16 protein-coding genes are annotated in these 17,687 nt (G+C 70.8%); 11 read left to right on the top strand and 5 right to left on the bottom strand.

What is annotated here, in order from left to right:
* Positions 1 to 266 precede the first annotated feature (266 nt).
* Entirely contained in the window at positions 267 to 1,184 is a 918-nt protein-coding gene (locus ACRWNM_RS33425; RefSeq protein ID WP_431972160.1) for an alkaline phosphatase family protein, read from the bottom strand.
* 137 nt (positions 1,185 to 1,321) lie between these two features.
* Between ACRWNM_RS33425 and ACRWNM_RS33430 the strand changes: the two genes are divergently transcribed.
* A complete protein-coding gene (locus ACRWNM_RS33430) occupies positions 1,322 to 1,654 on the top strand; it encodes a YnfA family protein (RefSeq protein ID WP_431972161.1) in 333 nt (110 codons plus the stop codon).
* Between the two features lie 144 nt (positions 1,655 to 1,798).
* Here the strand turns inward: ACRWNM_RS33430 and ACRWNM_RS33435 are convergent, their stop codons facing one another.
* From ACRWNM_RS33435 to ACRWNM_RS33445, 3 genes are all read right to left on the bottom strand, one after another.
* A complete protein-coding gene (locus ACRWNM_RS33435; protein ID WP_431972162.1) occupies positions 1,799 to 2,440 on the bottom strand; it encodes an NUDIX hydrolase in 642 nt (213 codons plus the stop codon).
* Positions 2,441 to 2,457: 17 nt separating this feature from the next.
* Positions 2,458 to 3,711 (bottom strand): adenylosuccinate synthetase, encoded by a 1,254-nt coding sequence (locus ACRWNM_RS33440; protein WP_431972163.1) that lies wholly within the window; start codon positions 3,709 to 3,711, stop codon positions 2,458 to 2,460.
* A gap of 91 nt (positions 3,712 to 3,802) precedes the next feature.
* Entirely contained in the window at positions 3,803 to 4,753 is a 951-nt protein-coding gene (locus ACRWNM_RS33445) for a hypothetical protein (RefSeq protein ID WP_431972164.1), read from the bottom strand.
* A 385-nt stretch (positions 4,754 to 5,138) separates the two neighbouring features.
* Between ACRWNM_RS33445 and ACRWNM_RS33450 the strand changes: the two genes are divergently transcribed.
* From ACRWNM_RS33450 to ACRWNM_RS33465, 4 genes are all read left to right on the top strand, one after another.
* Entirely contained in the window at positions 5,139 to 6,521 is a 1,383-nt protein-coding gene (locus ACRWNM_RS33450; RefSeq protein WP_431972165.1) for a helix-turn-helix domain-containing protein, read from the top strand.
* 130 nt (positions 6,522 to 6,651) lie between these two features.
* Complete coding sequence (locus tag ACRWNM_RS33455) at positions 6,652 to 7,482, top strand: isocitrate lyase/PEP mutase family protein (RefSeq protein ID WP_431972166.1); 831 nt, start codon at positions 6,652 to 6,654, stop codon at positions 7,480 to 7,482.
* Between the two features lie 66 nt (positions 7,483 to 7,548).
* Positions 7,549 to 8,919, top strand: a complete 1,371-nt coding sequence (locus ACRWNM_RS33460; RefSeq protein ID WP_431972167.1) for an MFS transporter — start codon at positions 7,549 to 7,551, stop codon at positions 8,917 to 8,919.
* Between the two features lie 220 nt (positions 8,920 to 9,139).
* Positions 9,140 to 9,589: a TIGR03667 family PPOX class F420-dependent oxidoreductase gene (locus ACRWNM_RS33465; RefSeq protein ID WP_431972168.1), complete on the top strand. Its 450-nt coding sequence runs from the start codon at positions 9,140 to 9,142 to the stop codon at positions 9,587 to 9,589.
* 74 nt (positions 9,590 to 9,663) lie between these two features.
* On the opposite strand, the gene ACRWNM_RS33470 is transcribed toward ACRWNM_RS33465, so the two are convergent.
* A complete protein-coding gene (locus tag ACRWNM_RS33470; protein ID WP_431972169.1) occupies positions 9,664 to 11,268 on the bottom strand; it encodes a peptide ABC transporter substrate-binding protein in 1,605 nt (534 codons plus the stop codon).
* Positions 11,269 to 11,470: 202 nt separating this feature from the next.
* Here ACRWNM_RS33470 and ACRWNM_RS33475 point away from each other — a divergent pair, with 202 nt between their 5' ends.
* The 6 genes from ACRWNM_RS33475 to ACRWNM_RS33500 are packed head-to-tail and all read left to right on the top strand — an operon-like array spanning position 11,471 to position 17,400.
* A complete protein-coding gene (locus ACRWNM_RS33475) occupies positions 11,471 to 12,766 on the top strand; it encodes a lysine N(6)-hydroxylase/L-ornithine N(5)-oxygenase family protein (protein ID WP_431972170.1) in 1,296 nt (431 codons plus the stop codon).
* Positions 12,763 to 13,179 carry a cupin domain-containing protein gene (locus tag ACRWNM_RS33480; protein WP_431972171.1) on the top strand — a complete coding sequence of 139 codons (417 nt, stop codon included), beginning with the start codon at positions 12,763 to 12,765 and terminating at the stop codon, positions 13,177 to 13,179. Before ACRWNM_RS33475 ends, ACRWNM_RS33480 begins: the two co-directional genes overlap by 4 nt.
* Positions 13,176 to 14,720, top strand: a complete 1,545-nt coding sequence (locus ACRWNM_RS33485; RefSeq protein WP_431972172.1) for a class I tRNA ligase family protein — start codon at positions 13,176 to 13,178, stop codon at positions 14,718 to 14,720. Before ACRWNM_RS33480 ends, ACRWNM_RS33485 begins: the two co-directional genes overlap by 4 nt.
* Before the next feature lies 1 nt (position 14,721).
* Positions 14,722 to 15,765, top strand: a complete 1,044-nt coding sequence (locus tag ACRWNM_RS33490) for an NAD(P)/FAD-dependent oxidoreductase (protein WP_431972173.1) — start codon at positions 14,722 to 14,724, stop codon at positions 15,763 to 15,765.
* 16 nt (positions 15,766 to 15,781) lie between these two features.
* Entirely contained in the window at positions 15,782 to 17,080 is a 1,299-nt protein-coding gene (locus ACRWNM_RS33495; protein WP_431972174.1) for an ATP-grasp domain-containing protein, read from the top strand.
* Positions 17,077 to 17,400, top strand: a complete 324-nt coding sequence (locus ACRWNM_RS33500) for a hypothetical protein (protein WP_431972175.1) — start codon at positions 17,077 to 17,079, stop codon at positions 17,398 to 17,400. The genes ACRWNM_RS33495 and ACRWNM_RS33500 overlap by 4 nt, the downstream gene beginning before the upstream one ends.
* The last annotated feature ends 287 nt before the right edge of the window (positions 17,401 to 17,687 follow it).

Genomic DNA, 17,687 nt, shown 5'->3' on the forward strand with positions numbered 1-17,687 from the left:
ATCGTCCGATCCGCAGACGCCGCGTCCGGAAGCTGCCCGATTTCGAACGCTGCGATCGGACTTTCCGAACCGATCGCGGCCCCCTGGGCGGCCGAATCATCCGAACCCAACCTGCCCGGGGGAGAACGGATTTGCCCACCGTCCCCGGGGCGCGAAGCGGACCATCCCCGGGGCGCGGGAGCAGACCATCCCCGGGGCGCGGGAGCGGACCGCCACCGGGGCGCGGGAGCGGACCGCCACCACCACCGGGGCGCGGCAGCGGACCGTCACCACTCGCGGGCGGTGGCGGGACGGGCTCGCATCGAACCGCCGTCGAGACCGCGCGGTATCGGTACGCCGAGGAGATCGAGGGCGGTCGGGGTGATGTCGACGAGGGCGTAGTGGGCGTCGGTCACGCCGCGGTCGAAATCGGGGCCGCGGGCGATGACGAAGGTGGCGGTCTCGTCACGGGTCTGGCCGCCGTGACCGCCCCTGGGGAGGTGGCCGTGGTCGGTGGTGACGAGCACGGTCCAGCCTTCGCCCGCGCGCGCGTCCACGGCCGCGACGATGCGACCGACCTCTCGGTCCACCCTGGTGGTGGCGTCCAGGTAGGCCCGCGAGGCCGCGCCGTGCCGGTGACCGGCGAAATCCACCTGGTCGAGGTGGACGAACAGGAAGTCGGGGGCGTCGCCGGTGAGGGCGGCGATCGCCGCGTCGGCAGTGGCGGCGTCGGTCTTCGCCTCGTCCGGATCGTCCGGCACGGGGGCGGTGACGGCGATCCGGCCGGCGTGCGGCGCGCCGCTGCCCGCGATGGTGGCGATCTTCGACCAGGTCGCGACCGCGGCGGTGCGGCGGCCCGCGCGCTCGAGCAGGGTGAACACCGTGGGGTAGCGGTCGAACGGTGCGGGATCGAAGTCGTTGTGGGTGACGCCGTGCTTGCGGTCCCAGACGCCGGTCAGCGCAGTCGCCCACGAGGGGCCGGACAGGCTGATGTGCGGCACGAGCGAGGTCTGCGACAGTGTGCCCGCCGCGGCCAAGCGCAGTAGGTTCGGCGCGCCGACCTGGTGGATCTTGGCGTACATCGCGCCGTCGATCCCTATCACCAGGACCTTGGCCGAAGCGGTGGCGGCGGTGGCGGTGACCGCGCCAGGGATCGAGGAGGCCGCCACGAGAGCCGTGGCACGCAACAGCGTCCGTCTCCGCATACCGTGACGATGACGGCCGCGGCACGGGACCTGCCAGCCCTTTCCCGGTCTGTTCATCGAGCTTTCATCGCTCGCCCCGGCGCAAGTCGTCTCGCTGAACTGCGGCCGAACGCCGCGCGACCGGTAGGTTCCCGGGCATGACGGTCGCTCGCTCCCTGCTGCTTTTCGCCCTGGCCGCGCTCGCCGAGATCGGCGGCGCCTGGCTGGTGTGGCAAGGCTGGCGCGAGCACCGCGGCGTGCTGTGGATCGCGGCGGGCGTGCTCGCCCTCGGCGCCTACGGATTCGTGGCCACCTTCCAGCCCGATCCGCATTTCGGCCGCATCCTGGCCGCCTACGGCGGAATCTTCGTCGCGGGCTCGCTGGCCTGGGGCATGGTCGTCGACAAGTTCCGCCCCGACCGCTGGGACTACCTCGGCGCGGCCATCTGCCTGGTCGGCGTCGCGGTGATCATGTACGCCCCGCGCACCTGACCACCGCTCACACGGCCGCGAAATGCGTGGCCGGCCGCGCGCAGAGCACGGCGACCCCGGCCTCGTCGAGCGTGGGAGCTCCCGCCCATTCCCGCGCGCCGAACCAGGGCACTTCGTCCGCAGGTAACCCGTTCGGACGCAGCGCTATTCGGCGGTGGCGTGGTCCGGTGCGGTGAACGCCCATACGGTGGCGGGGCGGCCGGTGGACTTGGTGCGGCGGCGTTCGGTGGTGCGTTCCAGGCCGGGGAGGGCGGCGAGAGTTCGGTTGAGGTTGGCCGGGTCGGGGCGGGCGCCGAGCAGGGAGGCGCTGAGCTCGACAGCTCGGGTGGCGGGAAATTCGGCGCCGAGCAGGGCGCGGGTGAAGATCCCGTCTTTCCAGAGCAGCCTGGCCAGGACCGCGCGGGACGCTTCGACGATGCGGTTGTGGTCGAACGCCAGGGCGGGTGCGCCGTCGAAGGGCACCCACCGAGCGTGGCCTTCGTGCGGGCCGACCACTGCCCACATGGCGATGGACAGAGTGGGTCCGCGCGGGTCGCGATGCGGTTCGTCGAAGGTGACGAGCTGTCCGACGGCCCCGATCGCGGCCTCGGGGACGCCGAGCTTGGTGTGCACCGCTCGGCGGGCGGCCGCGACGAGACGCTCGCCGCGGCCGAGCAGCACGCCGGGCAGCGCGAGTTCACCGGTGAACGGTTCGTGGCCGCGCGGCGCGATTCCGATCGTGACCCCGGCGTCCTCGGGCCAGAACCGGAGCGTCACCACATCGACCGACACAACGGATTGCTCCACGCCGAACCATCCTGCCCTCAGGCGGCGGCCGCCATCGAGCGCGGGGTTCGGTCGGCGCGGGCGGGTCCGTCCGCGCCGAGGACGACGGGTGCGCCGAGCGTCCGCTCGAGCCAGGACAGCCGGTCGTCGGGGAGTTCTTCGAGCAGCGGCTCGGCGGTGGCCAGCAACTCGGTGAGCCTGCTCTGATGGTCGAGATCGCGCCACGGCCCGAGCGGGAGCTCCCGGACGACACCGGCCCGCGTGCGGTAACCCGTTGCGGCCCGGCCGGTTCCCGCCGCGTCGAGGTGGTTCACCACCAGACCGTCGATCCCGCCGCACGCCGCGACGGCGTAACGCAGCAGCACCGCGTCGAGGTGGCCCAGGCGGAACGCGCCCTGGTACTCGCCGAAGGTGTTGTGCGGCTCGGGAATATCGAGTCCGTGGTCCTGGGTCGGCAGCGGGCCCGCGCCGTGCCTGGTCTGATAGGTCCGTGTGACGCCGAGGGTGTGACCGGAGTGACCGATGCCCGCCAGCATTTCCCGCGCGTTGCGCGGCTCGACGGTGGACCAGGTGGTGTGCGGGTGGAATCCGCGCCACTCGTCGAGCAGCACGCCCTGCGCGCCCTCGAAGACGAGTCGGCCGCGCCGGGCCGCCCGCGCCAGATAGGTCCCGTCCACGACGCGCACCGCGGCCGCGAACTCCCGGTACATGTCGACCATGTCGTCGATCGGCTCGTAACGGTGCGCGCTCGGCGCGATCAGCGGAGCGTAGTGGGCGGCCAGCGCGTGCAGCTTGGCGCGCAGGACCGCGGGGGCGCGGCAGTCGGCGACCGTCGGTGCGTCGTATTCGAGTGCGTACCTGGCGGTTTCGCCGATGCCACGGCCACACGACCCGTGCCGCGCCGCGCCGCGCGCGTCCTCGCGGGCGCGGTTGGCCGCGATGTGGATCGGCGTGGTCAGCAGCGCGCCACCCTCGATCCGCAACAGCGACAGTGGCTCCCGGACGCCGAGCGCGTCCAGCCGCCGTGCCTCCCCCGCCAGCGCGATCGGTTCCACCAGCATGTGCCGCGACAGCAAGGTCGGCACCCCGGAGAACGTGCCGGACCCGAACTGCGCGAATGTGTGGTGCCGCCCGTCGGCGATCACGTTGTGCGCGGCTTGCGCACCGCCGTTGAAGCGGACGACGGCCGACACGTCCAGGCCCGCCTCCGGTGCGCACAACCAGTCCACCGTCGCGCCCTTCCCCGCGTCGCCGAAGCCGAGGTCGACCACGATCAGATGCGAGCCGGTCATCCCGTCCTGCCTTTCCTTTCAGTGCCACCACCGGGAAGCGCACCGCACCGACCCCGCGACGGTGCGACGCGCCCCACTCGGCGCGGCCGACTCAGCGCGACCCGCCCGGCAGCGCACGCATGGCGGAACGGGCGTGCGCGCCCAGCGCCTTGCCGACCGAATCCACTTCCGCGCCCGACCCGACGTCGCGCAGGTCCGCCAGACCCGTGTCGATGTCGACCCGCCCCTCCGCGAGCCCGATGGTGAGCGCGATGAGTTCACACACCGCGGCGGGATCGTCGAGCTTCAGGAAGTTCTGCCCGAGCAGCCCGCGCCAGTGCTCGGCGATCTCAGGATCGTCGTAGTAGCTGGACTGGTTCGGCAGGATGTAGTGCACGTGCCACTTCTCGGCCAGCTCGCGGTAGATCGAGTCGACCGCGATATCGCTGCGCACGTGGTCGCCGATGACCGCGCGGATGTGCCGCGAGGCCAGTCGCGGCTTGTTCAGCTCGTCGCCGATGAAGAACAGGTACCCGCGCTTGCGCCGCTTCTCCCACGCGTCGGTGACGACGTGGGTGGCCAGGAAATAGGCCGCCAGCTCGTAGCTTTCGGACTTCTGACCGCCACCGCCGCCCTCGAGCAGGATGTTGCGCAACTGCTCGTCCATCCGGTTGTCGGATTCGAACTGCCCGACCTGCAGCGGCACCCGATCGGTGTCGGCGTCGCCGACCGCGCCGAACAGAATCTGCGGGTCGTCCGCGTACTTCTTGCGCTGCAGCAGTCCGTGCAGCTTGCCGAGCTTGTCCTGCATGATGATCGGCACCTGCCCCATCGAGCCGGTCACATCGAACAACACCGCGATGGGCAGCGAGTTCCCGTGCTCGTCGGAGTCCCGGCATTCCCGCGTGCCGACCCCCAGCGGGTCGAGCGCGGGGTGCGCGCGCCAGCTCGTGTAAGGCTGCGCGCGCATCTCGGCGGTGTAGCCGAAGTCGTCGATCCCCCGGCTGGCGCGATAGGTCTTGGCCGCCCGGTAGGCGGTGTCGTCCCAGCGTCCGTATCCCATGGGCCGCTCCTCTCGTGAAGTAGTTTTAGTGTATTCGACTAAAACTTGAGCGGTCAAGGGCACTGATCCAATCGATGCCGGTCCACGTGTTAATACCCAAGGCACACAGCACGATTCAGGCTTAGGCGGCACGTCGCCTATTGCATGCCATAGAGACGCTGGCCGTTCACACTTCGGATGGACCATCGCGGAACGGGAAATTCGGACTCGCCGGACGCGCGGTGCGGAGCTCCCCGGAAGTGCGGTCGTAATCAGGGGTAAAACCGCCGAGGCCGGTGCTCGCTAGGCGGTGCGCGTCATGGGGGGAGCCGACGAAGTTGTCGGCTGCTAAGGCTGCGGTACAGGGGCAAGTGTGCCGCAACGCATTTCAGGGAGTGGAGCACCGATGGGGAGACGAGAGAAACCGATCGATGTCCGGTCGGGGCCGGTCGCCGCGTTCGCCGGAGATCTGCGCAAACTGCGGGCCGCGGCGGGCAATCCGTCCTATCGGCAGCTGGCGAGCGCGGCCCTCTACTCCCCCTCGGTGCTGTCGGACGCCGCGGGCGGCCATCGGCTGCCGACGCTGCCGGTGGCGCTGGCGTTCGTGCGCGCCTGCGGTGGCGACCCCGCGGAGTGGGAGCGCCGCTGGCGCGAGGCGCGCGGGGACGGCGCGCCCACCGAGCCGCTGCCGATCGTGGTGGACGAGGCGGCCGACTCCGGACCGCCCCGCCCGGTCCAGCTCCCCATCGGCCCGCACGATTTCGTGGGCAGAGTAGCCGAATTCGACGACACACGGGCGGCCACAGCCGGCATCGCGGACTCGCGGGTCCCGGTGGTCGTGCGCGGGCCGGTCGGCGTCGGCAAGACCGCGTTCGCGCTCCGGTTCGCGCACCGGCTCGCCGAACAGTTCCCCGACGGGCAGCTGTTCGCCGACATGGCCGCCCGCCGCGGCGACGAAGCCGCTCCGCTGGAGGTCATGGCCGGTTTCCTGCGCGCGCTCGGCGTACCGCCCGAGCAGGTGCCCGCCGACGACATGCACCGCATCGGGCTGTATCGCTCGATGCTCGCCGAACGGCGGGTCATCGTGCTGCTCGACAACGTTCGCGACGAACCGCAGGTCCGTCCGCTGCTCGCGCGCTCGCTGAACAGCCAGATCGTGGTGACCAGCCGCTCGCGGCTGCTCGGTCTGGACGGGGTGCGCCGCGTCGCGCTCGGCCCGCTCGCGCAGGCCGAGTCGGTCGATCTGCTGCGCCTGCTCATCGGCGGCGAGCGGGTCGGCGCGGAGCCCGCGTCGGCGCTGCGCATCGCCGAGTTCTGCGGGCGACTGCCGCTGGCGCTCACCATCGCGGGCCGCAAGATCGCCGCGCAGCCGGGGCGGCGGCTGACCGAGATCGCGGCGCGTCTCGCCGAAGGGGTGACCGTGTCGAACTGGCTGCGGATCGGCGACGTGAGCCTGGCCGACGCGGTGCTGCCCGCCTATCTGTCGCGTCCGCCGCTGGCCAAGCACGTGCTGCACATGCTGGCAGGCGGCGCCGACGAGGTGGCGCCCGCGACCTTGGCTCGCTCGCTGCACATCTCGATCGAGTCGGCCGAGTACGCGATGGACAGCCTCATCGACGGCGGTCTGCTGCACCGGGTTCCGGATCCGGAGCGGTACGTGATGTCGCCGTTGTTCGGCCAGCTCGTCGCCCAGGAGGCCGACCGGTTCGCGCTGCGACGCCAAGCCGACGAGCTGGACACCGACCCACTACGCGCGGCCATCGGTTTCGAGGAAGGTCTCGCGCGCTGAACCGGTCACGTTGTCCGGCTTTGGCGTTCGTTTGTCCGCGGTAGCCGTGAGCAGGGCGAATACGGCCGGTTCCGGGGTTAGGTTCGTCGAGTTCGAACAGATCAGGATCAACGACTCAGGAGGAGCCGACGTGGCCGACGACAACCAGCAGAGCCGGGCCGACGCGTTTCGAAACCTGCACGCGACGGGCACTTTCGTGCTGCCCAACGCCTGGGACCCGATCAGCGCGGCGGTGATCGCGCAGGCAGGCGCCGAGGCGATCGCCACCACCAGTGCGGCCGTGTCCTGGGCGCTCGGCCGCACCGACGGCCAGCGGCTGACCAGGGAAGAGGCCGTCGCCCAGGTGGCGCGCATCGTCGCGGCCGTCGACGTGCCGGTCACCGCCGACGTGGAGGGCGGCTACGGCCCCGCGCCGGAGGACGTCGCGGCCACCGTCGCCGCCGTGATCGGCGCAGGCGCGGTCGGCGTCAATCTGGAGGATTCCACCGCGCCCGGCGGACCGCTGTTCGACCGCGCGGCGCAGCGCGATCGGCTGCGCGCCGCCCGCGCCGCGGCCGCCGAGGCGGACCTGCCGGAACTGGTGATCAACGCGCGCACCGACGTCTACCTGTTCGGTGTCGGCGCACCCGAGGACCGTTTCGACGACGTGCTGGCCAGGGCCGTCGACTACGCCGAGGCGGGCGCGGACAGCCTGTTCGTCCCTGGCCTGCTCGACCTGCCGACGCTCACCGATCTGGCGGGCAAGTCGCCGCTTCCGGTGAACGTGATGACCGGTCCCGGCGCGCCCAGCGTGCCGGAACTGGCCGCCGCCGGTGTGCGCCGGGTCAGCCTCGGCCCCGCGCTGGCCCAGGCCGCCTACGGCCGGGCCGCGGCCGCCGCCCGCGAGCTGCTCGACACCGGCACCTACGACGCGCTCGCGGGCGCGCTGGACTTCGGCGCCGCCGAAGCGCTGCTGCGCTGAGCTTTCCGGCGCTGCTGCGCTGAGCTTTCCGCAATCCCCTGCCGCCCCGGCGACCAAGGACTCACGATGAACGCAATCAGAACCGACTCCCGCACCGGCGTTTTCGCCGCGCTGCGCCAGACCCCGCGCCCGGTCGTCTATCTGCTCATCGGCGTGCTGGTGAACCAGCTCGGCGCCTTCGTGCAGACCTTCCTGGTGCTCTACCTGACACATCGCGAATTCAGCATCGGCCAAGCCGGTCTCGCGCTCACCGCCTACAGCGCGGGGGCGGTCTTCGGGACCATGCTCGGCGGCGAGCTCACCCACCGGCTCGGCCCGCGCTCGACCATCATCGCCGCGATGACCGGATCGGCCGCGCTGCTCACGGTGATCCCGCTGCTCGCCACGCCGGGCCTGTTCGCGGCGCTGCTCGTCGCGGTGGCCGCGGCGGGCCTCGTCACCCAGTCCTATCGGCCTGCCGCTGCGCTGCTGCTCGGCGACCTGATGCCGGAAGAGCATCGGGTGATGGGCTTTTCGATGATGCGCATCGCACTCAACGCGGGCGCGGCGTTGGCGCCGCTCATCGCGGCGGCGGTGATCCTGATCGACTGGAATCTGCTGCTCTGGCTGGACGCCGCGTCCGCCCTCACCTACGCGGTGCTGGCGCTGCTGCTCCTGCCGAACGTGGCCACGGTGCAGGACGCGCCGGAGCCGACGCCGGGCGAGCGCACCGGCTACGGCGTGATCCTGCGTGACCGGCGCTACCACCTGTTCCTGGCGTCGGTGCTGGTCGGCTCGATCATCTACGTGCAGTACACCGTCGCGCTGCCGCTGAACATCACCGCGGACGGCCGGTCCACCGGCCTGTACAGCGCGGTGCTGGTCACGGCGTCGGTGGTGCTGATCCTGTGCGAGCTGAAGATCACCTCGTACGTCAAGCACCTGCGGGCGCCGCTGGTCGGCGCGGTGGGTACCGCGATCATGGGCCTCGGCGTGGCCGGGTACTCCTTCGCCGGAGAGGGCGCGGCTCCGATCCTGCTGGCGACGGTGGTGTTCGTGCTCGGCGTGATGATCAACGGCCCCACCATGTTCGCGTATCCCTCCACCTTCCCGGCTCCGGTGAAAGCCCGCTACATCGGCACCCATCAGGCCACCTTCGGCTTGGGCATGGCGCTCGGCCCCACGCTGGGCGTCCTCGCGTGGGATCGCCTCGGCACCGGGATCTGGCCGCTGTGCGGCGCGCTCGGGCTCTTCGCGGCCTGGTGCGCGTACGCGGGGATTCGCGAGAACCACACGGCGGATACGAGCGGGCCTGAGGTGAGCGAAAAGCCGGATGTCACAACGGACAGGGAAATGTCCGATGCGGAACCCGGCACCGACGCGGCGACCGGCAGCGCGGTGTCCACCGTCGAGTCCGGCACGGCGGTGTCCACCGTCAAGTCCGGCACCGGAGCGTGAGCGCCGCACTTCGGCGCCACGAGGCGCGTACCGCGCACCGCTGAGGCGTCCGCCGATCGAGAACACGATCGGCGGATGCTTCGCGTTCACAGTGAATTCCCCTACGCCCGGCGGATCTCGTGCCACCGCGCCGTCGCGCCGCCGCTCGGTTAGCCTCGTACCCGCAGATCGCACGACATCCCCTGCCGAACAGGCACTTTCGTACGAGATGAAGGCACCCATGAACCTGACATCCCATCTTCCCGCCGGCCGCCGCACGTACGTCGAAGACAGGCTGCGCGGCAATCTCATCGCGTGGCTGACGACTGTCCGCCCCGACGGCAGGCCCGACAGCGTGCCGGTCTGGTTCCTGCTGCGCGAGGACGAGACGATCCTGATCTACAGCCAGCCGAGCAAGCAGAAGCTGCGCAACGTGGCGTCCAACCCGCACGTGAGCCTCGGCCTCGACGTCACCGACATCGGCCGCGACATCGTGCGCCTGGAAGGCACCGCCGAACTCGCCCCCGACCTGCCGCCCGCCGACCGGGAGCCGCGCTACGCGGCGAAATACGCCGAACGCATCGGCGCGATGTTCGGCACCCCGGCGGAGTTCGCCGCGATGTTCTCCGCGGCCCTGGTCATCACGCCGCGTCGCCTGTACAGCAGCGGCCCCGTCTCCGCGCTCGACTAGCGCGAACCCCGTTCCGGTACAGAAAAAGGCGGCGGCGTTGGAAACGCCGCCGCCTTTCGTTGTGTCCGGCGTGGTCAGTCGACCTCGACCGCGAACAAGTCCAGTTGCAGCAACTGCGAGACGGCCACGTCCCTGGTCCGGTTCGACCAGCCGGACTGCACCTTCTGGAACCACAGCGGAATCGCAGGCATGTCCTGCAGGATCCGGCGCTCGGCTTGCTGGTACAGCACCCATCCCTCGCGCTCGGTCGGCGCGGCGTCCGCGGCCGCCAGCAGCGCGTCGACCTCCGGGTTGGTGTACGTCGTGCCGTTCACCGCGGCGCCGGTGCGGAAGATCGGGTTGAGGAAGTTCTCGATGGACGGGTAGTCGGCGACCCAGCCGGAGCGGAAGATCGTCGACATGCGGCGGTCGTTGATCAGCGTCCGGAATTCGCCGAACGTCGGCACCGGCGCGTACCGGCATTCCCGGCCGAGCGCTTTGCTGATCGTCGCGCAGGCCGCGTCCATCCACACCTGATTGGCCGAATCGTCGTTGGAGGTCAATTCGATCTGGCCCGTGAAGCCGGTCGATTCGAACAACGCGCGCGCTCGCTCGGGGTGGTACTCGCACAGCTCTCCGCACTGTCCGCCCGCGTGGCCGGGCACGGTGGACGGCACCAGCCCGTCGGCCAGGATCTTGTCGCCGTCGAAGGCCGTGTCGACCACGTACTTCCGGTCGACGGCCATCGAAATGGCCTGCCGCAAGCGCGGATCGGCGTATCGCTTGTCGTAGAGCGGGAACGAGATCGACTGCACGCCCAAGTAGGTGTGCGACAGATTCCGTCCGGACAGTTCGGTTTTGTACCGGCCGCCCGCGAGCGCGTCGGCGGGCACGAAATCGAGGTAGTCCAATTCATTGGCGACCACGTCGGCGTAGGCGTCCTCGAGCGCCTTGTAGAACCGGAATTCGACGCCCTCGATGTGCGGCTTGCGCGCGCCGCCGTAGGCGTCGTACCGGTGCACGACGATGTTCTCGCCCGGGGTGTGCGAGACGAACCGGAAGGGCCCGTTGCCGACGGGATGCGCCTCGAACGCGGCACGGTCGGCGAAGAAGCTGCGCGGCAGCGGGAAGAATGCGGCGTAGCCGAGCTGGGTCGCGAAGGCGGAGAACGGGGCCGTCAGGGTGACCTCGAACCTGCGGTCGTCGATGATTCGCACACCCGACAACTGCTGCGCCGAGCCGTTCTGCAGCGCCTCGTAGCCCTGGATGTGCGACAGGTACGTGGCGCCCTGGAGTTTGTTCGGCCCGTAGGCGGTGTAGTTCCAGGCGTCCACGAAACTCTGTGCGGTGACGGGTGTTCCGTCGTGGAAGGTCCAGCCCGGCGCGAGGGTGACCAGATAGACGCGCGAGTCGGCGGTGGCGATCGATTCGGCCACCGCATTGCGGGGCACCGCGGTGGCCGTGTCGTACTCGACGAGCCCGGTGAACAGCGCGTTCACGATCTTGACGCTGTCGCGTTCGGTGGCGTCGCCGGGAATCAGCGGGTTCTCCGGTTCGGTTCCGTTGTAGCTGATGACGCCACGGCCGGGAGCGTCGGCGCTCGGCGAGCTGTCGCAGGAGACGGTGAGCAGCGCGGCGGACGCGACGGCGACGATCCCCGCGGCGACGCGGAGCGCTGGTGATCTGGTCGAGATGCTCATCTGGCCAGCTCAGCAGAGCTGGGAATTGATCGGCAGTGCTGCGCGACAGAAACATTCAATCGACTGTCAGGCGGCGCCAATCGGCGAAACAGCCGCCGTGTCGACAGGTTGTCGTGCGGATCGGCGCGCGGGTTTCGGTCAACTCGCGCAGCGCATTCACTGGATCGGAGCAAGTGGTAACCATCGAGACTCAGGTGGAAATGTGAGCGATCACGAAGTCGACGTCCTGGCCATCGGGGCCGGTCCCGCCAACCTCGCGCTGGCTGTCGCGCTCGAGGAATCCGACGCGCCGCGGCTGGCCCAGCGGACCCTGCTGCTCGAGCAGCATCCCGACGTGAAATGGCAGCGCAACCTGTTGCTTCCCTGGGCCCGCAGTCAGGTGTCGTTCCTCAAAGACCTGGTGACCCTGCGCAATCCGCGCAGCCGGTTCTCCTTCCTGAACTTCCTGTACGAGCGCAGGCGCCTGGACGAGTTCGTCAACCTGGCGACCTTCAACCCCTACCGGTGGGAGCTGTCCGACTATCAGCAGTGGGTGGCGCATTCGCTGGAGCAGGTCTCGGTGCGCTACGACGCCGAGGTCACCTCGGTCGAGCCGCGCCGCACCGCCGACGGCAGGCTCGTCGGCTGGACCGTCGCGCTCGCCGACGGCGACACCGTCGACTGCCGGGATCTGGTCATCGGCACCGGCCGTGACGCGCACATTCCCGAGGTCTTCCGGAACCTGCGCGCCGACAAGGTGATTCACAGCACCCAGTACTGCACCCGGGTCGCCGAGCTGCCTGCCGACCGCCCGCTGCGTCCGGTCGTGATCGGCGGCGCGCAGAGCGCCGCGGAGATGTTCATGGCGCTGCACACCGATCTGCCGCAGAGCGCGCCGACCATCGTCATGCGCTCCATCGGCCTGCAGAACTACCAGACCAGCAAGTTCGTCAACGAGCTGTTCTTCCCGTCCTTCGTCGACGAGTTCTACCACTCCGAGGCCGACGTGCGCGGCCGCATCCTCGACGAGGTGCACCTCACCAACTACGCGGGCCTGGCCCCGCCGTTCCTCGACGAGCTCTACGCCATGCTCTACCAGCAGCGCATGCTCGGCCAGGAGCGCTCCACCGTCCGCTCGATGACCGAGGTGGCCGGCGCGCGCATGGACGGCGACGAGGTGGTGCTCGAGCTGCGCGACCTCAAGAGCGGCAAGATCGAGCCGCTGCGCTGCGACGTGGTGCTGCTCGGCACCGGCTACGAGCAGCAGATGCCCGCGCTGGTACGCGATCTCACCGACCGCCTCGGCCTCGACGAGATCTCCGTGAGCCGCCGCTACCGCCTCGATCTCGGCGAATCCGCCTGGGGCGCGGTGTATCTGCAGGGCGTCAACGAACAGACGCACGGCATCTCCGACACCCTGATCAGCGTGCTCGCGCACCGCTCGCAGGACATCGTCGACGACATCCTCGACCGCCGCCACGTCACCGCGGGCGCCTTCCCGGAAAGCCGAACGGCATGATCGAGATCCGCAGCCTCGACCGAGACGGCCTGACCGAGGCCTACGGCGTCGCCTCCGAGCGTCTGCTGCCGTGGCCCGCGCTCAACGCGCCGTTCGAGGGCGCGTGGTGCGTGCTGCGCCCCGGCGACGTCTCCACCGCGCACGCCCATCACGAGTACGAGCTGTTCATCGCCATGACGGGCCGCGCGGTCCTCGACGTGGACGGCGAGCGGCGCGACTTCGTGGCGGGCGATCTGGTCCACCTCGTCCCCGGCACGACCCATCACGTGCGCAACGCCGGGACCACCGATTTCGAGTGGTACGCCATCTGGTGGGACACCGACATGTCGGCCGCGTTCGTGCGCAGACACGAGACCGGATCGTCGCAGGAGACGAATCCGGCCGGGCGGCAGGAAGATTCGGTGACATCGTGAACGGTCCCACCCTGGTCATCTCGCCCGCGCCGACCGCCAACGGCGACCTGCACCTCGGGCACGTCGCGGGCCCCTTCCTCGCCGCCGACGTCTACACCCGCTACGCCCGGGCCACCGGGCGGGAGGTGCTGTTCGGCACCGGCGTGCAGGACACCTCCACCTACGTCACCACCACCGCGCACCGGCTCGGCCTCGAACCGCAGGCGCTGGTCGAACGTTCCGCCAAGGAGGTCGAGGCGACGCTGACGGCGCTCGGCATCGCCGTCGACGCCTTCACCGGATGGGAGCGGCGCTTCACCTCGTACGTCGCGAGGGTCGTGACGGAACTGCGCGCCAAAGGCGCACTGCGCATGCGGCCGATGCCGTTCCCGTACGCGCCGAGCACCGGCGAGTACCTGGTGGACGGGCACGTCGCGGGCACCTGCCCGGTCTGCCTGGCCGACAGCTGCGCGGGACTGTGCGAGAGCTGCGGGCACGCGGTGACCGCGGGCGAGTTGCTCGACCCGCGTTCCACGCGGAACCCGGAGGAGCCGCTGGAGATCCGCGAGGTCGAGGTGCTCGTCCTCCCCCTGGAGGAGTACCGGGAGCGGCTGCGCGCCCACTTCGCCGCGTCCGCCGGGCTGCTGCGTCCGCACGCGGCGCAGGTGGTGGCCGAACTGCTGGACCGGCCGCTGCCGGACTTCCCGGTCACCTACCCGATCTCGTGGGGCATCCCGGCGCCGGATCTGCCGGGGCAGGTGGTGAATCCGAACGCCGAGCCGGTCGCGTGGACGATGTACTGCACCATGCTGGCCGCCGAGAACCGCGGCATGGAACCGGATTCGGAGGACGCGCTGTGGCGTCCCGAGGCCGCGGCCCGCATCGTCTACTTCCTCGGCATCGACAACATTCATCCGTTCGGGATCTCCGGGCTGGCCATGCTGCTGGCGCTGGGGGATTACCCGCTGCCGAAACTGTTCCTCACCAACGAGTTCTACGAGTTGCGTCACGAGAAATTCTCCACCAGCCGGGGACACCTGGTGTGGGGCCGCGATCTGGCGGCGCGGGTGCCGCGCGACCTGATCCGCTTCCACCTCGCGGGCAACAGCCCGGAGTTCCAGCGCACCAGCTTCAGTCACGACGAACTGGCGGCGCTCACCGAGACCCGGCTCGTCGCGCCGTGGAACCGGGTGGCTGCCAAGGCCGACGACTGGGTGTGGCGCGGCGCCTTGCCGATCTCGGAGCGAGGCAGGTCCGACGTGCTGCGCATGGTCGAACGGTTCCGCGCCGCCTACGAGCTGCCCGGATTCAGCCTGAACCGGGTCGCCGAAACGCTCACCCAGCAGCTGGCCCGGCTGGACCGCACGCCGGTCACCGACGGCGGGGACTTCTGCCACCAGGTGGACGTGCTGGTGCGCTGCGCCGCGCCGCTGCTCGTCGACCTGGCCGAGGCGGCGCTGGCGGGCTCGGACATGCTGCCGGAGACCGATCTGCGAGAAGCGGCCCTGCGCACCGTGATCGAACCGGTCCGGCTGCCGCGACTGTCCGCGGTCGGAGCGTGACATGACCGACGTCGTCATCGCGGGCGCCGGTGTCACCGGCCTGATCGCGGCCGTGCGCTGCGCGCGGGCCGGGCACCGGGTCACGGTGGTGGATCGGGGCCCGATCCCGAACCCGGCGTCGAGTTCGTTCGATCACCACCGGGCCGTGCGGGCGCTGAGTCCCGGCGACCCGGCCGCCACCGCCGCCGCCGCGGCGCTGCACCGGCGCTGGCTGCGGCTGCAAGCGCTGCTCGGCGGCCACTTCTACCGGCGCATCGGCGTGGTCACCGGCTGGCCCGCCGCATCGATCGACGCCGTAGTGGACGTGGCCGATCGCAGCGGATTGCCGGTGACGGTGGTGGAGCCGAAGGCGCTGCCGCACTTCGTGTTTCCCGAGGGGCACTGGGGTCTGCTGGAGGCCGACGCGGGCGTGCTGCTCGCCGAACGAGTGCTGCACGCCGCCGCCCGCTGGCTGCGGGCACAGCCGACCGTCACGCTGCTGCCCTGGCGGCAGGTGATCGAGGTGGACACCGACGCCGCCCGGCTGCGGTTGCGCGACGGTACCAGGCTCACCGGCGATCTGGTGCTGCTGGCGACCGGGGCGTGGACGGGCGAACTCGTCGACGCGCCGACCGTGCTGCACCGGCAGACCACCGTGTACCTGCGACCGCCCGCGGACCTGGCGGCGTGGTGGGAGCAGGCGCCGAGCGCCGGGCGGATCGGCGCGGACGGCACCGGCTGGCTCATGCCGCCCGGGGCGGGCACCCTGCTCAAGGTCAGCTCCTCGCGGCTGTGCCGGACGGTCGACGACCTCGGCGAGGACACCGAAAGCGTCGGCGCGGCAACACGATACATAGACCTAGTGCTCGCCGACGCGGACCGGTACCGGATCGCCGCGGTCAAGCAGTGCCACTACACCGTCGACGCCGCGACCGGCGGCGCCACCCTCGCCAGGCCGGGACCAGCGGTCGTGGCCCGCGCCGCCACCGGCGGCGACGGGTTCCGCACCGCCCCGCTGGTCGCCGACCACCTCGTCGAGCTCGCGGCCGCCCGACCGGCCGCCTGATGCGGAAGGACCAATCATGAACCCCACCAACGACGTGCTGCTGGTGATCGGCAGCGGACTGCGCCTGTACCGGGAATACCTGGTGCGCTCGGTCACGGCGCGCGCCCGGTCCCGCGACCTGGACCTGGTGCTGCTCAACAACATCGAACCCACCTGGCAACACACCTATTTCGACGAGATCGTGGTCGCCAACGTCTTCGATCACGCCGTCCTTGCCGCCGAGGCGCGCAAGATCGCCGCCCGCAGGCGGGTGGTCGGCGTCCTGTGCTGGGACGAGCCGCTCGTCCAGCCCGCCGCCGACATGGCCGACGAGTTCGGCGTGCCCGGGCTCACCACCACCGGCGTGCGCGGCTGCCGCGACAAGAACCGGACGCGCTCGGTGCTCACCAACGCCGGCCTCGTCCAGCCCCGGTTCGAGCTCACCGGCACGCTCGAGCAAGCGCGGGCGGCCGCGGACCGCATCGGCTACCCGGTGGTGGTGAAGCCGCAGGCGCTCGGCGCGAGCATGGGCGTGGTACTTGCCGCCGACCGCGTCGAACTCGACGCCGCCTTCGCCACCGCCACCGGCGCCAGCACCATCGGCGACGAGCCGTTCCGCGGCACCGCCATCGTGGAGGAGTTCGCGGTGGGACCGGAGATCAGCATCGACGCCGCCGTCTACAAGGGCGAGTACCTGCCGATGTTCCTGGCGCGCAAGCGAACCGGATTGGAACCGTACTTCGAGGAGCTCGGCCACCTGGTCGACGCGGCCGACCCGCTGCTGGAGGACGAGACCCTGATCGGCACCCTGGCCGCCGCACACCGCGAGCTCGGGGTGGAGAACGGCATCACGCACACCGAGGTGCGGCTGACCTCGCGCGGACCGCTCATCATCGAGGTCAACGGCCGCCTCGGCGGCGACCTCATCCCGTTCCTCGGCAAGATCGCCACCGGCATCGACCCCGGCGAGGTGCTGGTCGACGTCGCCACCGGCCACCGGCCTGCGACCAAGCCCACCCGCAAAGCCGCGGCGGGCATCCGATTCGGCTACCCCGAACGCGACACACTCGTGCGCTCGGTGACGGTGCCCGAGCACGCGCCCGGTCTCGTCACCGCGGCCGCGATGGTCGAGCCCGGCGCGGAGCTGCGGCTGCCGCCCGGCGGCTACATCGCCCGGCACTCGTTCGTCGTGTGCGAGGCGGCCGACGCGCCGCGCTGCTCCGAATTGCTCAAGGCGGCGACCGCTTCGGTCGAACTGGTCGGCGATCCGCTGGAACCGCTCGCGCCCGGCTCCGGATTCACCCTGCCCGCCGGACTGCTGGACGCCGACAAATGATCGACTACGACGGCCGCCGGTTCCGCAACCCGGACAGCGACGACGGTGTGGTGGCGCGGTACCACCAGCAAGGCGATCTGGTGTGGGCGTTCTTCGCGGGCGGCAAGGTGCGCCGCGGTGCGCTCAACGGACTGTGCGACGCCGACGGTGTGCTGCGCCTGGCCTACACGATGGTGCTGCACGGCGGCGAGATCGTCTCAGGCATCACGCGGTCGGAGCCGGAGGTGACCGACGGCGAACCGCTGCGGCTGCGCGAGGAGTGGGAACGCTACGGGCCCAATGGAAGCAGCGGAATCTCCTACTTGGAGGAGATCCGGTGAACCGGCTGTTGCGCCGGTTCGGCGTGCGATCGTGGGACGCGGCCGTGTTCGCCCGCTCCGACACGGATCTGGCATCGGCATTGTCCGGCGCTGAGACCGGCCCGGTCCCGATCGCCCGATTCACGCCCGATTCGGCAGAAGGCACACCGTCCGGTGCGGATCGACGAAGTGCGCTGTCCCGCAGCGGAACCGATAGCGCACGGCGTCAGCCTTCGGGCGCGGGGGGGGGGGGGGGGGGGGGGGGGGGGGGGGGGGGGGGGGGGGGGGGGGGGGGGGGGGGGGGGGGG

This window comes from Nocardia sp. bgisy134, from assembly GCF_965341865.1.
Lineage (GTDB): Bacteria > Actinomycetota > Actinomycetes > Mycobacteriales > Mycobacteriaceae > Nocardia.